This is a genomic window from Acinetobacter sp. V89_7, from assembly GCF_029967895.1.
Classification (GTDB): Bacteria; Pseudomonadota; Gammaproteobacteria; order Pseudomonadales; family Moraxellaceae; genus Acinetobacter; species Acinetobacter soli.
Genome location: NZ_JASCAJ010000030.1, coordinates 309808 through 329515 on the forward strand (window position 1 = coordinate 309808; position 19708 = coordinate 329515).

The window sequence follows — 19708 nt, forward strand, 5'->3', positions numbered from 1 at the left end:
TGCCAGTAACTATCTAGTCATCTAGTACCCATCTTAACTTGTACTTCTATCTCGACTATTACCTTGAAGATTCAAATGCTTGACGAATGACAGGAACCATCAACTGGCTTCCTGTAAGCGTGAGATGGTCATCATCAAAATAATACGGACGTTTGTCTGCTGTGCTGATCTGACATACAGGTGTACAAAACATCTGAACGACTGGTAAGGTTTGAAAATTAGGATATCGAGCTTCGAGTTGCTTCGCCTGCTGTATCAGCGCCTGATTACGTTTAAGATAATCTTGCTCAGTGATATGAGAATTACGCCCATAGTAAAGTGTGGCCGGGATTGATTTATAATAGTAATTGCCATGCTCATACACCGGAACAGGCATAATCAGGCTCAAACGAATCTGATGCTTTGCTGCTAGTTCAGCAAGACGATCTAGTTTGTTTGGGTTTAAGGTATCGACCTTATAGTGAATAAAAATCCATTTCGTATGGCGTCTTAAAGTTTCTTGAATAATAGCCTCTGGAGGCAAAATCTCTCGTGTCATCGGATCATTGACCGCGAATAAATAGGTATTGAATCCATGCTGTACTGCAATATCGGCAAAGACGTTCTTGATTGAATCTGAATGGCTATTGCCTAACAACACCACAGATTGCTTTTGTTCGTCGGTATTAATACGGCAAGTGAGTGTGTTGGGGTGAATAATCGGGAAGAAAAGACCGCATCGATATACAGAGCGATCGGTTAGACCAGAAAATATGTTTTTTTCGACTTGTGTATACTGAGTTTGGTAAATGACTTTCGAGCAACCGATCAACCCGAGTACTGTAATACATCCAATCATATAAACTTTGAAGATGTGATGATATTTCCGCGTTTCGATCAATTTATAAAGCAGCACAGACAAAAGCATGATCAAAATCAAGAGCGTGACTTGCTCCTGAATATTTGCAGGGTGCATGATGGTCCCTGAAAAAGGCTTGTACAAGTACAAAACAATCACAGGAAAATGCACCAAATAAATAGAATAAGAGTATTTGCCAAGATGGACAAAAAGTTTAGCTATGGGTGAATTGATTAAAAACTTAGGTAAGCCAAACACTAAAATAACAGCGGTTGCGAGACAAACGAGTAAAGCAAACAAACTAGGATGTGCTTCAATACGGTTAAAACTGTTACCGTTGACATGCATAAAGGGAATTGCAACTAGCAAACATAAACCAATTAATCCGATCCAGGATTGGTTGTATTTTAAGTTACCTTGCTCTGTGAAGTACTTGGCAACCATAAAACCAATTAAGAACTCCCAAAGCCGAAGTGGCATCATAAAGAATGAGGTTTTAGGTGATATGCCGACTTCGTATATACATAAGCCCAATGAGATCAGCGTGGTTAAGAGAAGCAAAGCCCGATTTTTACTGAAAAACCAAACCAATAATGGCACAAATAAATAAAACTGTATTTCGACACCCAGCGACCAAAGATGCAGTAAGGGTTTAAAATTACTTTTGTCGAAATAGGTATTGAGCGTCCAAAAGCTTAAATTATTGGCAAAAAAGAGACTAAAAAAAGCCTGCTTTTCGACTTGTATCATTTCTGATGGAAGCAACAGCAGCATAGATGCCAACAGCGTACCGATCACCACAGCAAAATAGCTTGGTAGTAAGCGCTTTGCACGGCGCTCAAAAAAGTCGTGTACATTGCCGGTTTTATACAACACGGCCATTAAGAAACCGCTAATCACAAAAAAGATATCGACACCAAGAAAACCACTGGCCAATTGAGAAAACTCAAGATGAAACAGCACCACGAGGCTCACAGCGATGCCCCTTAAAATCTGGATATCATGTCTAAATTGCATAGCGGGAGATACAGGAAAATGTGCGCTATATAGTATTGAATCGAAATAATTTTGGCTATGCTTTTTCCATCTTTGCAGCACGATTACCACTCACCTGTTTATGGGTAGGTTTCACCACTCAAAACCTCTGGTGTATTGTCAGTTCATAATCCAGTTAAAGTGTTTTAAGTCGTTTTTCTTCTGGCCAATGAGTATTTGCATCACAAAAAGCACATCAGCGTATCTAATGTGCTTTTCGTGTTTTGGGGAGCAATCAAGTAATGGTAGATTAGGCACTACTTGATTCGTTCAAACTTGTTTTTACTTCTTGTACTTGTTGCTCATCATCAAATTTATGACGTTTTAAAGTTAATATCGCGCAGATTGCTAACATTGCAGGGATAGAAATCATCACAAAATTCATGGTATGCGGTAAGTTCAAGGTTAATAACAAACCCGTCAAAATCGGACCGACAATCGCACCAATTCGACCTACACCCGAAGCACAGCCAATTCCAGTTGAGCGAACACTCAATGGATAGTATTGAGCAACATAGCTATAAAGAAGGATTGAAGTTCCAATCGTCGCTGCACCAGCCACAGTGACTAAACCATATAAAACATAAGCTGGAGAGTTAAATCCTAAGCCGATCAGTGCTACTACACCTGCCATCAGCATTCCCATAATTACAGGTTTTAAATGGAATTTGTCTGAGAGAATGCCGCCACCAATTGAACCCATCATGGCACCCACATTTAGGGCAAACAAGAATAAGATACTCTTGCCGAGTGAATAACCTGCTGCAAGCATAAGTTTTGGCAACCAACTGCTTAGTGCATACACCATTAATAAGCACATAAAGAACAATACCCAAAACATAAGCGTATTGAATGCACGTCCTTGTTGAAATAAGCCTTTTACAGAACTACCTGCTGGAACATGATCTTCATTCAGCACTAAACGTGTATTGATACCGATGCTTTGTTCAGGTGAAATTTTTTGAATGATCCTATGTGCTTGATCCGTTTTGCCAGTTTTAACCAAAAAGGTTAAAGATTCAGGCAAGAATTTCCAAATCACAGGTAATAAAATCAAAGGAACACCGGCAATCAAGAACATGATTTGCCAACCCTGACTTTCAACTAAATAACTTCCGATCAGTGCCGATAAAATGCCACCGATGGCATAACCACTAAACATTGTGCCAACTAAAGTACTGCGAATACGTTTGGGTGCGTACTCTGATGTGAGTGCGACGAGATTTGGCATCACCCCGCCTATTCCTAAACCTGCTAAAAACCGTAAAATACCAAATTCATAAGGATTAGATGCAAATGCACCTAAAAAAGTAAACCCACTAAAAAACGTCACACAAATTAAAATGACATTTTTGCGTCCGATTTTATCTGCCAAAGCACCAAACGACATTGCACCAAACATCATCCCGCATAACGCCGTACTGGCGAGCATGCCTGCTTGTACAGAAGTGAGAGACCATTCCTGCATGAGTAAAGGTAAAACTACGCCATAAATGACGAGATCGTAACCATCAAAAATAATAATCATTAAGCACCAAAGTAAAATACTCCAGTGAAAAGGTGTAAATTTTGCTTGATCAATTACTGCATTTACATTAACCGTAGATGTTGTCATCCTGCATCTCCTCAATGAGAAAAATTCCTAATTAATATTTAAAACGACATAATGCAACTTAAAAAAAACACTATTATTCAAGGCTTTATTGGTATTAAAAATCATAAATCGCCATTATATTGATGCGATTATCCGTCCCTGTGCGACCATCAAAGGTTTCACGTTCACCGTAGACATATTCCATCCCCAAAGTAACTGGGTTGTAAGGTTTGTACATGCCATTGATCCAGCTTTGCCATAGTTCTTTATTTTGAGCTGTGTTGTCTTGATTGATTCGTGCAAAAGCATTGTTGTCCTTGGCTTTCATGTAGCCATAACCCAATGTTGAACGAAATTGAGTATTAAATTGATGGGTAATCCCTGCTGAAATTGAATCAAACTCATTGCTTTGAATATGTTTTTGATCATCAATTACATAGCTGCTATTGCTCCATAACAGGAAGCGTCCGTCACCTTTAATATGGTTATAGTCTGCTTTGAGGAAAGTTTTTGGTGTTAACTGATACTTTCCACCAATCCCGACACCCCAAGCCCATTGTTCATCTTGACTGGTTTTCTTTTCAGCGACAAAGCTACGTCCTGACAGCATAGAACCATTGGCAAACTTATGATTTATACGTCCAACAAAGGCAGGTAAACGCATTTCATTATCGGGGTCAGAGCTTGTTGTATATTTAGGATCTTCTACTGCTAAAGCAAAGCTGGTATTTGCCGTAATATTGTCACTATAACGAACCAATGGTGAGCGCTGTAATGCTCCGCCTACATAGGTCGCCGCATCGACCGTTTCCGGGTAATATTCAGGTGCGATAAACGTTGACCATGTCTGACCTAATAACCATTTATCAAAAGTTAAGTAGGCATGGCGGATACGGAATTGATCGCGTGATGCACTACCAAAGAAGTCCATTTCTAATTTTCCACCGACATTACCCATAGCAGTCGGTGTTTTAAAATTAAGACCGATCCGAGAAACATTTGCAGTAGTATGCAAGCGATCTTTTTGTTGCGCTTCTTCAGCAGTTCCTTCTAGTGGTACGCCGCTGATATTGTTGTACATCGTTGATGCGCCTTTGGCTTGATACGATGCGTCTGCACGCAAATATCCATATAAATTCACCTCTGCACCAGATTTGGTGAGTGATAATTTCGGCGTTGCGGATTGAACGGGTTCAGTTTTAGGTGCAACCATGACCTGAGTAACGGGCTGAGCAGGCGGAGTTTGCTGAATATAATTTTGCTGCATTGCACGCAATTCTTTTACTTCTTGACGAAGTTTATCTATTTCTGAATTTTGCTGCATTGCGCGCAACTCTTTTACTTCTTGGCGAAGTTTTTCTATTTCTGCGCTTTCTGAGCCTGCATAACTTCCAGACATGGCAGTAAGTACAGACAGCGCTAAAACACTTTGCCGAATTGTGAAGATGAATCTTTTCATTAAAATCAATTTCCTTATTTCATGAACTTTAGCTTTTAAGTTCATTTTGTGTTTGCGTTGTATCCTTTGCAGTACTTGATGACTGCAACGCATTTCTTGTTTTAAAACCTAATCACTTGATTTTTATTTATTTAGTCTCCTTTGATTATTTTCTATAACGATTTATTTAGACAAAAAGAACCTCACAATCACTATGAAAGGCACTGTGAATTGAACGTTTGGTAAAAATAAAATCTAAATTATTCTTCTCATCATTTTTTCATTGTGAATGCGTCTCTTGGGTTATGGGGCTTAAGCAGACTCGGCAATTTCTGCCTTTTTGGCAATCAAACCCTGATACATTAAGATTTGACTGTATGAATGTACGTCTTCAAAACCAATGTCTTGGAGTCGTTGCTGATATTCACTGAATGAAATAGTGAAAAAGTCATTTTCCATGCGATCTAACATTTTCTGGCATTGCAATTCAGTTAGGCCTTGAGTCATACATAAATAACGTAAAGCTTGTAAATGCTGAGGGTTGCTGCAAGGCATTAAATCATAGGTCAATAACAGTCCACTCTTTTTTAAGCAACGATGGATACTGCTATAAAACTCATTTTTTTGTTCATCAGCAATAAAGTGCGCGACTAAAATAGAAAGTGCAGCATCAAAAACAGCAGCTTCAGTTAAAGTAGAATGATCGCCATGTACAAACTGTACCTGAGCTGACTTCCCCATGTGTTTAACACGTGTTTCTGCCATTTCAAGCATGGCTAAAGAAGGATCAAGTGCAGTAAATGTCCAATCAGGATGTTTATTGAGTAAATATTCCAACTCATAGCCTGTTCCACATCCAACAATAAGTATGTGTGCGGTTGGTTGAAGTACAGACTGCAAAATGGCATCCACTTGTTGATGAATGATTTCATATCCGGGAATTAACTTGCGGATATGTTGATCATATGCTTCAACGATCTTTGGACTATTAAAATCTTTTGCCATTGACGAAGATCCTTTGCCTTATAACTTTAAAATGCTGTTTTTCCATATGATGTAAAACACATTTAGTCGAATACATTTCCAGTTAAATTTAGTTCAGCACGCATGATTTCCTGTAACTTAAACTTCTGTGCTTTGCCTGATGCGGTCATCGGAAATTCATTTAAGAATTTTACATAGCGTGGCACTTTATTATGAGAAATGTGTTCTTTGCAGAAACTACGAATACTTTCTTCATTAATCTGATGATGTTCATGCAAAATAATACAAGCGCATAGTTCTTCACCATAACGCGTATCAGGCAGACCAATCACTTGCACATCACAGATTGCAGGGTGGGTATATAAGAAGTCCTCAATTTCTTTAGGAAATAGATTTTCTCCACCACGAATGACCACATCTTTAATACGGCCTTTGATTTTGACAAACCCTTCAGCGTCCATCTCCGCAATGTCACCTGTATGCATCCAACCTGCGGCATCAATGACTTCACGGGTTTTTTCTTCTTCGCCCCAATAGCCAGCCATTACCGAGTAACCTCTAACGCATAATTCGCCTAAAGTTCCTTGTGGTACGAGTTGTCCTTCAGGATCTACGATTTTGATTTCGACATGAGGATGAACTTGTCCAACCGTACTGACACGTTTATCAATCGTGTCATTCACGGAGCTTTGTACGCTTACGGGTGAAGTCTCGGTCATGCCATAGCAAATCGTGATTTCTGACATATGCATACGATCAATCACCCGCTGCATAATTTCACGTGGGCATGGGCTTCCCGCCATAATTCCTGTGCGCAAGCTAGATAAGTCAAATTCATTAAATTGTTCATGCTCTAAAGTGGCGATAAACATGGTGGGTACGCCGTATGCTGCCGTACAACGCTCGTTGTGAATGGTCTTTAGTGTTTCTAATGGATTAAAAACAGCTGATGGATACACCATAGTAGAACCATGTGTGATACAGGCCAGATTTCCCATAACCATACCAAAACAGTGAAATAAAGGTACTGAGATACACACTTTATCTTGTGGCGTTAAACCAATACCCTCTCCTACAAAATAACCATTATTCAAAATGTTATGATGAGTAAGCATTGTGCCTTTCGGATTACCCGTTGTACCTGATGTAAATTGAATATTAATGGTTTCATCAAATTGCAATTGCTGCGTCGCTAATTGTAATTGATCGAGTTGTTGTTGAGTTGGTGCAACAACTAGATCATTAAAACGATGAATACCTGTATGCTGTTTTTCATCTATTTTGATCACAAATTTTAAGAAAGGCAGACGCTCTGAATGAATCATTTTGTCAGTACAGACAACAATTTCTGGTGCAATTCGCGTCAAAAATTCTTGATAATCAGTTGTTTTGAATTGTGAAGCGATGACCAATCCTTTGCAGGAAACTTTATTCAATACGTACTCTAACTCATGGCTTTTGTAGGCAGGATTTAAGTTCACTAGGATAATTCCTGCTTTAAAAGCTGCAAACTGAGTGATCGTCCATTCCACGCAGTTTGGTGACCAGATACCAAGTCGGTCGCCTTTCTTTAAACCGAGCTGGAGCAAGCTACAGGCAAAAGCATTCACTTCATCCTGTAGCTCTTTATAGCTCAACCGTCTGTTCTGATGTGCACTTACAATCGCTTCTTGATCGGCATATTGCTGACAAGCTTGATCAAATTTTTCTCCAATCGTCATTCCCAATAAGGGCTGTGCACTTGGTCCAGAGGCATAGCTTAACCGTTGTTGTTGCATTGAATCATTCTCCTTGATTCTTTCTAATTCTGTTCCGATTTCATCTCTTGTTATTACTGCAACTACTTTTCAAACTGCCTTGTTTTGATTTTTACTACTGTTTATGTCTTATTTTTTCCTCACGGCATTCACACAAAAATCAGCAATCTGTTTTGAAAAATAGTCTTTATGTTGCTGATCGAACTTTGTATTTTGAGCTGGGTCTAGAGGTTCTACGGCGACATAAGTCATCGCGCCAACCACACAAAGTGCTGTGGTGTTTAAATCCTCCAACACAAACTCTCCACTCGCATTTCCATCTGCGAGTATTTTAATAATACTTTGTTTAATCAACTGCTTAACACGAAAACGCTCATGCTCTACCAATGAATCGACAGGCTCGAACATGAGTGAATATGCAAGCTGAGGGCTGTTTAGTGCCCTTTTTACAAAGGTGGTTACCGCTTTATGTAGCTTCTGCTCCGCCGTTAGATCACTTTCTGTAATCGCATCAATCACCAATAATTCGGTATTGATCGCTTCTGACAAAACTTCGATCAGCACCTGACTTTTATTATCAAAATAGCGATAAACCAACCCACTCGAAACACCTGCTTGCTCAGCAATTGTTTGTATCTGTGCGTCTTTAACCCCTCTTTCTGAAATTAACTTTCTGGCTGAATTCAAAATCGACTTACGATTTTGTTCCATCCGCTCTTGCATTAAAGATGATCGTTTATAGTTCATAAGATTTATTCTCTAACAAATAAAATGAATTGTAAATCATTTTATGAATCTGTATTCACTTTTTTAAAAATTCATTGTATGGTACATCTTAAGCACAAACAAGAATGCTTATGGAACAACAAATATAATCAATAGGATGAACACAATGAACCTACGTAGCTTGAATTTTGGTCTGGATGAAACATTGATTGCCCTTCAAGATTCAGTTGCCGCATTTTGTGCAAAAGAAATAGCACCAATTGCTCAGCAAGTAGATCAAGACAATAAATTTCCGAGCCATTTATGGAAAAAGTTCGGTGATATGGGCTTATTAGGCCTAACGGTTTCTGAAGAATACGGCGGTACAAACCTCGGTTATCTTGCTCATATTATTGTTATGCAAGAAATTTCTCGTGCTTCAGCTGCAATTGGACTTTCATACGGCGCACACTCAAACCTATGTATCAATCAAATCAATCGCAACGGCAGTGAGCAGCAAAAGCAGAAATATCTTCCGAAATTAATTTCTGGTGAATATGTTGGTGCCTTGGCGATGTCTGAACCGAATGCGGGTTCAGATGTGGTCAGTATGAAATTACGTGCTGAACATAAAGGTGATCATTTCGTTTTAAATGGTTCCAAAATGTGGATAACCAATGGCGGTGATGCTGATGTTTTAGTGGTATACGCAAAAACTGACTCACATGCAGGCGCTAAAGGCATGACTGCTTTTTTAGTTGAAAAAGACATGAACGGTTTTAGTCATGGTCATCATCTAGACAAACTTGGTATGCGCGGCTCAAATACCTATCCATTATTTTTTGATAATGTAGAAGTCCCGGTTGAGAACGTGTTGGGTGGTGTCGGTAATGGCGCCAAAGTCCTGATGAGTGGCTTGGACTATGAGCGGGCAGTTTTAAGCGCAGGCCCTCTTGGCATTATGGACGCCTGCATGGATGTTGTGATTCCTTATTTACATCAACGTGAACAATTTGGACAAGCTTTAGGTGAGTTCCAGCTGATGCAAGGAAAACTTGCTGATATGTATTCAACTTGGCTGGCTTGCAAAGCGCTTGTATATGCAGTTGGTACAGCCTGCGACAAAGCAGATCATGACCGTAGCTTACGTAAAGATGCCGCAAGTGCCATTTTATATGCAGCCGAAAAAGCGACATGGATGGCAGGTGAAGCAATCCAAACTTTAGGTGGCAATGGCTATATCAATGAATTCCCTACAGGTCGTTTATGGCGTGATGCAAAACTTTATGAAATTGGTGCAGGCACATCTGAAATTCGTCGTATGTTGATCGGACGTGAATTGTTTAATGAAACCAAATAATAACGATAAATCAGGATGCATCATATGAATCAATTACAAAGCAAAGTGAATGTACGAAGTGAAGACTTTAAAACAAATCAGCAAACTATGCAGACTTTGGTTAATGATTTAACACAAGTTGCCCAAAATATTGCATTAGGTGGCGGAGAAAATGCACGTCAAAAGCATTTAGCACGTGGAAAATTGCTTCCACGTGAACGTATAGATCAACTGATTGATGTTGGTACAGCTTTTTTAGAAATCGGACAACTTGCTGCGTATAAAGTTTATGAAGATGATATTCCTGCTGCGGGTGTAATTGCGGGTATTGGACAGGTCAATGGTGTAACTTGCATGATCGTTGCCAATGATGCAACGGTTAAAGGTGGCACGTATTACCCACTTACGGTTAAAAAGCATTTACGTGCTCAAGAAATTGCTGAACAAAATCACCTACCTTGTATTTATCTTGTAGATTCAGGTGGTGCGTATTTACCTATGCAGGATCAGGTATTTCCTGATCGTGATCACTTCGGGCGTATCTTTTACAATCAAGCACGTATGTCGAGCCAAGGAATTGCTCAAATTGCGGTTGTAATGGGTAGCTGTACCGCTGGTGGGGCTTATGTTCCTGCAATGTCGGATGAAACCATCATCGTGCGTAATCAAGGGACTATTTTCTTGGGTGGTCCCCCTTTGGTTAAAGCTGCAACCGGTGAAGTCGTAAGTAGCGAAGATTTGGGTGGTGGTGATGTACATACGCGTCTCTCAGGTGTTGCAGATCATTTGGCAGAAAACGATGAACATGCAATTGCGATTGCACGTAATATCGTTGCCAATTTGAATAAAAAACCAAACGAACTCAATAAGCAGATTGATGAACCATTGTTTGATGCCAAAGAGTTATATGGAGTAGTCCCTAGCGATGCGCGCAAGCCATTTGATGTACGCGAAGTGATTGCACGTATTGTCGATGGTTCTCGTTTTGATGAGTTTAAAGCTCGTTTTGGTTCCACGTTAATCACAGGGTTTTCATCACTTTATGGGATGCCTGTCGGAATTATTGCCAATAATGGCATTCTATTTTCAGAGTCGGCTCAAAAGGGTGCACACTTTATTGAGTTATGTACCCAACGCAATATTCCGTTGTTATTTATTCAAAATATCACGGGCTTTATGGTGGGTCGCCAATACGAAAATGAAGGAATTGCCAAGCACGGTGCCAAACTGGTGATGGCGGTTGCAACAGCAAATGTGCCAAAAATCACACTCATCATTGGTGGCTCGTTTGGTGCGGGTAACTATGGTATGTGTGGACGTGCTTATTCTCCACGTTTCTTGTGGACTTGGCCAAACTCACGTATATCCGTCATGGGCGGTGAGCAAGCAGCCAGCGTACTTTCGACTTTGAAACGTGATCAGATCGAGCAAAAAGGCGCAGAATGGTCAGCACAAGAAGAAGATGAATTTAAACAACCAATTCGTGATCAGTATGAACGTCAAGGGCATCCTTACTATGCTTCTGCCCGTTTGTGGGATGATGGCGTAATTGATCCAGCTCAAACTCGACAAGTACTGGGATTAAGCCTTGCAGCAGCTTTAAATGCACCGATTCAACCGACTAAATTTGGCGTGTTCCGCATGTAAGAGGTGTTTATGAGCTATCAATTTCTACAACTGGAACAGCATGGTTTAGTGGCCTATGTGTGGCTAAATCGCCCTGAACTGCACAATGCTTTTAATACAACGGTGATTGAAGAATTGCATAGGTGTTTTAAGCAACTTGCTATTCGTGATGATATTCGGATTGTGGTTTTAGCGGGTCGTGGTAAAAGCTTTTCAGCGGGTGCAGATCTGAACTGGATGAAACAAGCGGGTCAAGCTTGTGCCGAAGAAAATGAAGCCGATGCTTTAAAACTTGCACAGATGCTTGAAGCACTTGCAACTTTAAAACAACCAACGATTGCACGTGTTCATGGCATTGCTTTTGGTGGTGGGATGGGTTTGGCATCTGCATGTGATATTTGCATCGCCAGTACCGATGCAAAGTTCGCAACCTCCGAAGTTCGACTGGGTCTTGCCCCTTCTACGATTAGCCCATATGTGATTCGTGCGATTGGCGCTCGACAAGCTTCACGTTATTTTTTAACTGCTGAACGTATTACTGCGCATGCAGCAAAACAAATTGGCTTGGCACATGAAATTGCAGATGCGGAAGATTTAGATAAAAAAGTTCAAGAGATTATTGATGCTTTATTGCTGGGCGGACCACATGCTCAAGCTGCTTCTAAGCAACTGATTCAGATGGTCAGCAATCAAAGTATGGATAATCAATTACTTCGACAAACTGCTCACCACATTGCGCAAGTGCGTCAAGGCAGTGAGGCAAAAGAAGGCTTAACCGCTTTCTTAAGTAAGCAAGCTCCAGCATGGACTTCAAGTTCTAATAACAATTAAGGATGACCAAAAAATGTTTGAAAAGATTTTAATTGCGAACCGTGGTGAGATTGCTTGCCGTGTAATTCGAACAGCAAAAAAATTAGGTATTGCGACGGTTGCGGTTTACTCAGATGCAGATGCACATGCACAACACGTTAAACTTGCAGATGAAGCGGTTTATATTGGTCAATCTCCTGCAACACAAAGTTATTTACAAGCTGATCGCATTATTCAAGCGGCGATCGATACAGGAAGTCAAGCGATTCATCCTGGTTATGGTTTTCTTTCGGAAAACGATCAATTTGCTTTGGCCTGCCAGCAGCATAATATTTGCTTTATTGGTCCTCCGGTCGATGCCATTTTAGCAATGGGCTTGAAAGCCACCTCAAAGGCCTTGATGGAAAAAGCAGGTGTACCTCTAACGCCGGGTTATCACGGAACAAATCAAGATGCTGAATTTTTAAAAAAACAAGCAGATGAAATTGGCTATCCTGTACTCATCAAAGCCAGTGCTGGCGGTGGTGGTAAAGGCATGAGTCTGGTAGAACGTAGTGAAGACTTTCTCTACTATCTCGCGCTGTGCAAACGTGAAGCCAAATCGAGTTTTGGTAATGATGACGTACTGATTGAACGTTATGTAACTCAACCACGTCACATTGAAGTACAGGTGTTTGGTGATACACATGGCAACTATGTGCATTTATTTGAACGGGATTGTTCTGTTCAACGTCGTCATCAAAAAGTACTAGAAGAAGCGCCTGCTCCACAAATGCCAAGTGAAAAGCTCGATGCAATGCGTCAAGCTGCAATTGATGCTGCGCGTGCTGTGGATTATGTTGGCGCTGGTACGGTTGAGTTTATCGTTGAACAAGACGGCACAGCATATTTCATGGAAATGAACACACGCTTACAAGTCGAACATCCTGTGACTGAAATGATTACCGGAGAGGACTTAGTCGAATGGCAATTACGAGTTGCCTATGGTGAGCCATTACCCAAATTACAACATGAGCTACAAATTCATGGGCATGCACTCGAAGCACGTATTTATGCCGAAGAACCAGACAAAGGCTTTTTACCTGCAATCGGTAAAATTGACTATCTTCGCTATCCAACGCAAAACCAATATGTCCGTGTAGATAGTGGCATTGTTGAAGGTGATGAAATTACCACTTTCTACGACCCAATGATTGCCAAATTAATCGTATGTGGTAAAAACCGTGAAGCTGCTTTAATTCAGATGCAACATGCGCTTAGTCATTTCCATGTCGATGGTTTAGGCAATAATATTGCCTTTTTGGAAAAGATTGTGCGTTGTGATTCATTTAAACAAGCAAATTTGGACACCAACCTCATCCAGCGTGAAGAACAATTTTTGTTTAGCCCAGCGAATATCAAACCTGAGCTTGTTGTTGCGACGGCATTCATTGAATTTCTCAGCAAAATGCAAAATAACCAATCGACTCAAAAGCAACTGTGGTTGGCACAACCTTTATGGCGTAGTAATGTCACATATCAACACAGCATTAGATTGAACTTTATAAACCAAAATATTCAAATTAAGTTTTCTGCTGCTGAACACGGATTTAACGCAGAATTTAATAGTCAGCAGTATCACATCACAGGTCAATTAACTGATCATCATACTGCAAATATTCAAATTGGTGGAATTCAACAAAAACTTGCTTTTAACCGAGGTTTGCAAGGCATTACTCTATTTAACGCTGGACAAAGTTATAAATTCAGCTACTTGCGTCAGGATTATAATCAAACTGATAGTCAATCTGAACAAGGACATCTCAAAGCTCCAATGCCTGGCGTAGTAACACAACTACTTGTAGGCGCAAATCACACCGTGAAGAAAGATGATGTGCTTTTAACGCTTGAAGCGATGAAAATGGAATACACCATCCGCGCGCCTAAAGATGGTGTAATTTTAGATGCCTATTTCCAAGTAGGTGATCAAGTCAAAGCTGGTGATGAGCTTGTGGACTTCCAAGCTACTGAGGGGGAAGTTGCATGAATGACTATGTAAAAATAGTAGAAGTTGGCCCACGTGATGGTTTGCAAAACGAGAAACAAGCTTTAAGCATTGAACAACGATTGAGCTTTATCAATGATTTAATTGACGCAGGTTTAACGTTTATTGAAGTGGGTTCATGTGTATCAGCTAAGTGGGTACCACAAATGTCGCAGAGCGATGAGTTATTTAAATTGTTGCCACAACGTGATGATTTAAACTTGAGCTTGCTGACGCCAAATCTTAAAGGCTTCGATGCTGCCCTAGCAGTAGGATGTAAAGAGGTTGCAGTCTTTACCGCAGTTTCTGAGAGCTTTACCCGAAAGAATATCAACTGCTCGATTGATGAAAGTCTGGAGCGATTCTCTGAAATTTTCCAAGCCGCGCAAGCAAATCATGTGCGCGTACGCGGTTACGTATCTTGTATGGTGGATTGTCCTTATGAAGGTGCAATTGATCCCAAACAGGTCGTAAATGTCGTCAAACGTTTATATGAGATGGGATGTTATGAAATTTCATTGGGTGAAACCATTGGGACTGCAACACCAGATCGAGTGCAGAAAGTTTGGCAGGCATGCTTAGCAGAACTGGACAGCAACATTTTGGCTGGACATTTTCATAATACTTATGGCATGGCAATTGCCAATATCTATCAATCTTTACAGCAAGGGATTCGAATCTTTGATTCTTCGCTTGCTGGACTGGGTGGTTGTCCATATGCCAAAGGTGCATCAGGGAATGTTGCAACTGAGGATTTGTATTATTTACTGTCTCAAATTGGATACGAAACAGGGATCAATCTAGAAAAGCTAATGTTAGCGAGCCAAAATATCAGTCAGACATTAAAGCGAAAAAATTTATCAAATTATGCAAATACTTATCTTCAGCAGTGAAAATTGATAATTTTTAAAAGCGTTCGTTCATCCTAAACAAAATGGCAATGTTGCATTGAGCTTATTGCCTAGTAATATTTTAAACATTATTAAGATGACCTTAAAGCAATCTAAGGCCTTATTTTAACTTTAAATTACCTAATCATTGCTTATTCGTCACTTCTAAATACCAAATCGTTTCTCCCCAACTATTATTTTCAATTTGAGGCATTATCTCACCCTGTTCGAAATAACGTTTTTCCATATTGTTTGCAGGACTATACCACTCACCTGTTTGTGGGCAAGTTTCACCACCTAAAACCTTTATTGTATTGTTATCTAATACTCCTGTTTGAGTTTTTTTAACTCGTTTTCCTTCTGGCCAATGACTATCTACATCAAAACGTGCAATCCATTTTGGAGAGTTCTCTATATCAAATCTTGGGTTTGGATCATCTTCCCAAGCATCTAAAGTCGTTAATTTTAATTCGTTACATCGGATTGGCTTGATCAGCTCATTCGCCATCACCAATAAATCCGGTATTCCTTCTTCGACTGGATAAAGTGACAACTCTCCAAGGCGTATCCATAAACTAAATTTTTCAGAGTCTGTTGGGTCTGATAATTTAGTAATCTCAATTCGAGGATCATTCAGCTTTAAACGTATTTGCTCTTCGCTTAACCCTAATTGATCTATCCAGTAAGGTGAAAGTAAAAAACACCACGTTGGCGTTCGTATGCCAGCAGCTAAAGAGGGGGCATAAATCAAATCATCAGCGTCGTCATGTGAAAAACTCATATTACTCGGATGATCAATATCTAATCCATAAAAATAATCACTAAAAATCCGTTCTGTTGTTTCAAACTCTGGTGATACCATTGGGAATTGAGCTGTATTACCAATTTCATAACCACTATACGCCTGAATCGGATTAAGTTTTATCAAGCATTCTTTAACAAACGTATACCATCTATTTTTATTTTCTCGAAACCATTTGTCACCAAAGCTTAGTTTCAGACTAGAGAATCTTGAACCATTATCACGAATATTGCTTTGTAAAGCCCAACGTGCACTTTGCGTATCAGAGTCTCCCGTTGTTGCGGCAATAAAATAAACAAAATACTTTTTATAGCTCTCATGCATTTCATCTATCATTTCTTGACGCGTACGTTGCCATTTTTCTGCCTTTTTCCATATACTTGTTTTATGTCGATATCTGAGTCTAAATGATTTATCAATAATTTCATTTTCGAATTCTTCATATATATCGATAATTTTATTAGCAACTACTTCTACTTCATCTTCATGGTGATAAATATAAAAAGTAATATAAGGGCAAATACCGAATTCCTGATCTTCCTCCCCATAAATAATCGACGTATCGTTCGGAATATCCCTTACTAACTCAAGAATTTCTTCATTATTTAAAAAGGTTTCTGATGTACTCATATTTTATGCCTTAATTCGTTTTCCGCTTTTTGTTCGTTGCAGCTGGCTTTGATTCTTTAGCTTCGCTAGATGAAACATCTTCCGGATAACGAAACAATGATAATTTAAACCCTTCACTTGCTGTAATCTTACTCGCATGTTTAAGATTAGCGCACTGTTTTTTCAAGTCATTATAATTATCAAACTGTGCTTTATCAATTCGATCATTCTGAAACTTGATCTCAACCAATGCAAAAATATTAGTCAACGTTAAAGCTTCACCACGATATTCTGGAATAATAATATTAATTGAAATAGAACCTAGGCATTTTTCAAAGTATCGTTAAAATTTTTTAAACATTACTAAGATGGCCTTAAAGCAATCTAAGGCCTTATTATAACTTTAAATTACCTAATCATTGCTTATTCGTCACTTCTAAATACCAAATCGTTTCTCCCCAACTATTATTTTCAATTTCAGGCATTATTTCACCCTGCTCGAAATAACGTTTTTCCATATTATTTGCAGGACTATACCATTCACCTGTTTGTGGGCAAGTTTCACCACCTAAAACTTTTATTGTATTGTTATCTAATACTCCTGTTTGAGTTTTTTTAACTCGTTTTCCTTCTGGCCAATCACTATCTGCATCAAAGCGAGCAATCCATTTTGGAGAGTTCTCTATATCAAATCTTGGGTTTGGATCATCTTCCCAAGCATCTAAAGTCGTTAATTTTAATTCGTTACATCGGATTGGCTTGATCAGCTCATTCGCTATCACCAGTAAATCCGGTACTCCTTCTTCGACTGGGTAAAGTGACAACTCTCCAAGGCGTATCCATAAACTAAATTTTTCAGAGTCTGTTGGGTCTGATAATTTAGTAATCTCGATTCGTGGATCATTCAGTTTTAAACGGATTTGCTCTTCGCTTAACCCTAATTGATCTATCCAGTAAGGTGAAAGTAAAAAACACCATGTCGGTGTTCGTAACCCAGCTCCAAGAGCTGAAGAGTTAATATATCCATCTAGATTATCATGAGTATGACTCATGTTCCCAGGATGATCGATATCTAAACCATAAAAATAATCACTAAAAATCCGTTCTGCTATTTCAAATTCAGGAGAAATTATTGGGAACTGAGCTGTGCTACCAATTTCATAACCAGTATATGCCTGAATCGGGTTAAGTTTTATTAAGCATTCTTTAACAAACGTATACCATCTATTTTTATTTTCTCGAAACCACTTATCCCCAAAGCTTAATTTCAGACTAGAATATCTTGAACCATCGTCACGAATATTACTTTGTAAAGCCCAACGTGGACTTTGAATAGGAGATTCTCCAGTTGTTGCGGCAATAAAATAAACAAAATATTTTTTATATAACTCATGCATTTGCTCTATCATTTCTAATCGACTTAGCCTCCATCGCTCAGATTTTTTCCATGTGCTTGCACCACTTTTTGATTTGAGATAACGCAACTTAAATGGTTTATCAATGATTATATTTTCAAAATTTTCATATATGTCGATAATTTTATTGGCTACTACTTCTACTTCATCTTCCTGATGATAAATATAAAAAGTAATGTAAGGAGAAATACCAAATTCTTCTTTTTCGTAACCATAAATATGATCACTGTCATGATTAAAATCTGTTATATATGCTAAAATTTCATCTTGACTTAAAAATAACTCATCCATACTCACTATTTTTTACCTCCACTTTTTGGTTTATGCTGTTTTTGATGATTTTGGTCATCTTTAAAAGCAACATCTTCAGGATAACGAAACAATGATAATTTAAAGCCTTCACTTGCTGTAATCTTGCTCGTATGTTTAAGATTAGCGCACTGATCTTTTAACTTTTCATAATTATCAAATTGTTCGCTATCAATCCGATCATTCTGAAACTTTATCTCAACCAATGCAAAAATATTAGTCAAAGTTAAAGCTTCACCACGATATTCTGGAATAATAATATCTGCACCAATTGTCCCTTTACCTTTGTAGGGCATTGGCCAAAATGGGTTCAGTTCAGACCCGACTCTTTTAATGCGTGTCTGACTAGCTAACTGGGGAGCTAAATATTTTTTAGTTTTTATATCGTAACCAAAACATACTTCTGCTTTTAAAGGGCTACGCCATTTTAAAAGCTCATCCATAAATTCAAACATAAAGTTTACCGCCAGCTGCTTCAGTCTGATAATAATGTATTCATCGACATTTGCTCCTGCTAACTCTTGAGCCGTCATCTTCAATAGCTTCGCTACAATATCAACTTTACTTTTAGGAATAACATCTTTTAATTTTTTACCCTTTTGTTTTCTCAGCTGAATCATTGGCAAATGATCTGCTTTTTCGCAAATTTGACTAATAATTGGCCTAAAAGGGATTTTTTGCTTTATCGCTGCAGTAATTAAATTACTTTTGACCTGTGGTCTTCCAGATGCAGACTTTGTCGTATTCGTCTGTTTATCCCCTGAAGTCAAAGTAGTTAATAGCACTTTCTCTCGCTGTCGATCAATCTTATCAGTAATTTCTTTATCAAGATTTTGCATGATTTTTTTAATTTCATCTTTTGCTTTTTTTATATTGTCTTGATAGTTTTTAACCTCACCATAAGCATTTGTCGCTGTACGATATAACTCATAAGCTGTTGCGGCATATCCTGCTAACTCAATTATTCCAATAATGACAGGAAGCATCGTTATTTTTCTCCCTTGGTAACTTTATTAACTGCTTGCTCTAGCTTTGCCTCCCAATTTTCGGTTATTCGCTCACTTTCTCGCATTACAGATTTATAACCAATAATTTTCTCACTGTACTCTGTGACTACTTGCTCTGTAAAACCCTGATTATCTGTAACTCCTTGCTTCATTAAATTATCGTTTGAATCTTCAATAAAATACTTATAGCCTTGAAAGTTTCTACCATCGGTTTTGAATAACTGATACTGCGCAGAATATGGCGATTGAGCAATTTCTAATTTATTCAATTGAGGTAAATCTAGTGAAACTTTCTGTCCACCCACAAACACATGCTGCCCCGCTTTAAATTCTGCTTTACCACCTGTTCTAAGAATGATCCCTTGCTCATTAATTTCAACCTGAGACGTTTCTGCGGTAATCAAAATCCGTTTTGGAGCAGATATATTAATTACATCCTCCGTCGAAATAATCTGAATATCCTTCCGTGCAATCAGATCCGCCCCATCTCCCTGTGCCTGTAACTCGATCTTGCCCTTGCCGGCATA

16 protein-coding genes are annotated in these 19708 nt (G+C 39.0%); 5 read left to right on the forward strand and 11 right to left on the reverse strand.

Annotated features, from left to right (window positions below):
• Nucleotides 1-58: 58 nt before the first annotated feature.
• From QLG00_RS11320 to QLG00_RS11345, 6 genes are all read right to left on the reverse strand, one after another.
• Complete coding sequence (locus QLG00_RS11320; RefSeq protein WP_282471013.1) at nt 59-1855, reverse strand: acyltransferase family protein; 1797 nt, start codon at nt 1853-1855, stop codon at nt 59-61.
• Between the two features lie 268 nt (nt 1856-2123).
• Nucleotides 2124-3488, reverse strand: coding sequence for an MFS transporter (locus QLG00_RS11325; protein WP_004937537.1), 1365 nt, complete (start codon nt 3486-3488; stop codon nt 2124-2126).
• 94 nt (nt 3489-3582) lie between these two features.
• Nucleotides 3583-4926 (reverse strand): DcaP family trimeric outer membrane transporter, encoded by a 1344-nt coding sequence (locus QLG00_RS11330; RefSeq protein ID WP_282471014.1) that lies wholly within the window; start codon nt 4924-4926, stop codon nt 3583-3585.
• 291 nt (nt 4927-5217) lie between these two features.
• Nucleotides 5218-5910 carry a class I SAM-dependent methyltransferase gene (locus QLG00_RS11335; RefSeq protein ID WP_282471015.1) on the reverse strand — a complete coding sequence of 231 codons (693 nt, stop codon included), beginning with the start codon at nt 5908-5910 and terminating at the stop codon, nt 5218-5220.
• A gap of 62 nt (nt 5911-5972) precedes the next feature.
• Nucleotides 5973-7667 carry an AMP-binding protein gene (locus QLG00_RS11340; protein WP_282471016.1) on the reverse strand — a complete coding sequence of 565 codons (1695 nt, stop codon included), beginning with the start codon at nt 7665-7667 and terminating at the stop codon, nt 5973-5975.
• Nucleotides 7668-7775: 108 nt separating this feature from the next.
• A complete protein-coding gene (locus QLG00_RS11345; RefSeq protein WP_282471017.1) occupies nt 7776-8393 on the reverse strand; it encodes a TetR/AcrR family transcriptional regulator in 618 nt (205 codons plus the stop codon).
• A gap of 145 nt (nt 8394-8538) precedes the next feature.
• Here QLG00_RS11345 and QLG00_RS11350 point away from each other — a divergent pair, with 145 nt between their 5' ends.
• From QLG00_RS11350 to QLG00_RS11370, 5 genes are read left to right on the forward strand one after another with little or no spacing between them, the layout of a single operon-like run.
• On the forward strand, nt 8539-9711 hold the full coding sequence (locus tag QLG00_RS11350; RefSeq protein WP_004947336.1) for an isovaleryl-CoA dehydrogenase: 1173 nt from the start codon (nt 8539-8541) through the stop codon (nt 9709-9711).
• A 24-nt stretch (nt 9712-9735) separates the two neighbouring features.
• A complete protein-coding gene (locus QLG00_RS11355; protein ID WP_076032483.1) occupies nt 9736-11337 on the forward strand; it encodes a carboxyl transferase domain-containing protein in 1602 nt (533 codons plus the stop codon).
• A gap of 9 nt (nt 11338-11346) precedes the next feature.
• Complete coding sequence (locus QLG00_RS11360) at nt 11347-12147, forward strand: enoyl-CoA hydratase/isomerase family protein (RefSeq protein ID WP_282471018.1); 801 nt, start codon at nt 11347-11349, stop codon at nt 12145-12147.
• 13 nt (nt 12148-12160) lie between these two features.
• On the forward strand, nt 12161-14152 hold the full coding sequence (locus QLG00_RS11365) for an acetyl/propionyl/methylcrotonyl-CoA carboxylase subunit alpha (RefSeq protein WP_282471019.1): 1992 nt from the start codon (nt 12161-12163) through the stop codon (nt 14150-14152).
• Nucleotides 14149-15042 (forward strand): hydroxymethylglutaryl-CoA lyase, encoded by an 894-nt coding sequence (locus QLG00_RS11370; RefSeq protein WP_282471020.1) that lies wholly within the window; start codon nt 14149-14151, stop codon nt 15040-15042. The genes QLG00_RS11365 and QLG00_RS11370 overlap by 4 nt, the downstream gene beginning before the upstream one ends.
• 142 nt (nt 15043-15184) lie before the next feature.
• Here the strand turns inward: QLG00_RS11370 and QLG00_RS11375 are convergent, their stop codons facing one another.
• The 5 genes from QLG00_RS11375 to QLG00_RS11395 form a co-directional block, all read right to left on the reverse strand.
• Nucleotides 15185-16471, reverse strand: coding sequence for a type VI immunity family protein (locus QLG00_RS11375; protein ID WP_282471021.1), 1287 nt, complete (start codon nt 16469-16471; stop codon nt 15185-15187).
• A 10-nt stretch (nt 16472-16481) separates the two neighbouring features.
• Nucleotides 16482-16718, reverse strand: a complete 237-nt coding sequence (locus QLG00_RS11380; protein ID WP_282471022.1) for a hypothetical protein — start codon at nt 16716-16718, stop codon at nt 16482-16484.
• Between the two features lie 148 nt (nt 16719-16866).
• Complete coding sequence (locus QLG00_RS11385; RefSeq protein ID WP_111812933.1) at nt 16867-18162, reverse strand: type VI immunity family protein; 1296 nt, start codon at nt 18160-18162, stop codon at nt 16867-16869.
• Nucleotides 18162-19160: a hypothetical protein gene (locus tag QLG00_RS11390; RefSeq protein WP_111812932.1), complete on the reverse strand. Its 999-nt coding sequence runs from the start codon at nt 19158-19160 to the stop codon at nt 18162-18164. The genes QLG00_RS11385 and QLG00_RS11390 overlap by 1 nt, the downstream gene beginning before the upstream one ends.
• 2 nt (nt 19161-19162) lie before the next feature.
• Nucleotides 19163-19708: DUF2345 domain-containing protein (locus QLG00_RS11395; RefSeq protein WP_282471023.1), on the reverse strand; the 546-nt coding region annotated here is incomplete at its 5' end.

Excerpts from the sequence above, each read along its gene's own strand:
- QLG00_RS11320 (WP_282471013.1), bottom strand. The coding sequence starts at position 1,855 with ATGCAATTTAGACATGATATCCAGATTTTAAGGGGCATCGCTGTGAGC.
- QLG00_RS11325 (WP_004937537.1), bottom strand. The coding sequence starts at position 3,488 with ATGACAACATCTACGGTTAATGTAAATGCAGTAATTGATCAAGCAAAA.
- QLG00_RS11330 (WP_282471014.1), bottom strand. The coding sequence starts at position 4,926 with ATGAAAAGATTCATCTTCACAATTCGGCAAAGTGTTTTAGCGCTGTCT.
- QLG00_RS11335 (WP_282471015.1), bottom strand. The coding sequence starts at position 5,910 with ATGGCAAAAGATTTTAATAGTCCAAAGATCGTTGAAGCATATGATCAA.
- QLG00_RS11340 (WP_282471016.1), bottom strand. The coding sequence starts at position 7,667 with ATGCAACAACAACGGTTAAGCTATGCCTCTGGACCAAGTGCACAGCCC.
- QLG00_RS11345 (WP_282471017.1), bottom strand. The coding sequence starts at position 8,393 with ATGAACTATAAACGATCATCTTTAATGCAAGAGCGGATGGAACAAAAT.
- QLG00_RS11350 (WP_004947336.1), top strand. The coding sequence starts at position 8,539 with ATGAACCTACGTAGCTTGAATTTTGGTCTGGATGAAACATTGATTGCC.
- QLG00_RS11355 (WP_076032483.1), top strand. The coding sequence starts at position 9,736 with ATGAATCAATTACAAAGCAAAGTGAATGTACGAAGTGAAGACTTTAAA.
- QLG00_RS11360 (WP_282471018.1), top strand. The coding sequence starts at position 11,347 with ATGAGCTATCAATTTCTACAACTGGAACAGCATGGTTTAGTGGCCTAT.
- QLG00_RS11365 (WP_282471019.1), top strand. The coding sequence starts at position 12,161 with ATGTTTGAAAAGATTTTAATTGCGAACCGTGGTGAGATTGCTTGCCGT.
- QLG00_RS11370 (WP_282471020.1), top strand. The coding sequence starts at position 14,149 with ATGAATGACTATGTAAAAATAGTAGAAGTTGGCCCACGTGATGGTTTG.
- QLG00_RS11375 (WP_282471021.1), bottom strand. The coding sequence starts at position 16,471 with ATGAGTACATCAGAAACCTTTTTAAATAATGAAGAAATTCTTGAGTTA.
- QLG00_RS11390 (WP_111812932.1), bottom strand. The coding sequence starts at position 19,160 with ATGCTTCCTGTCATTATTGGAATAATTGAGTTAGCAGGATATGCCGCA.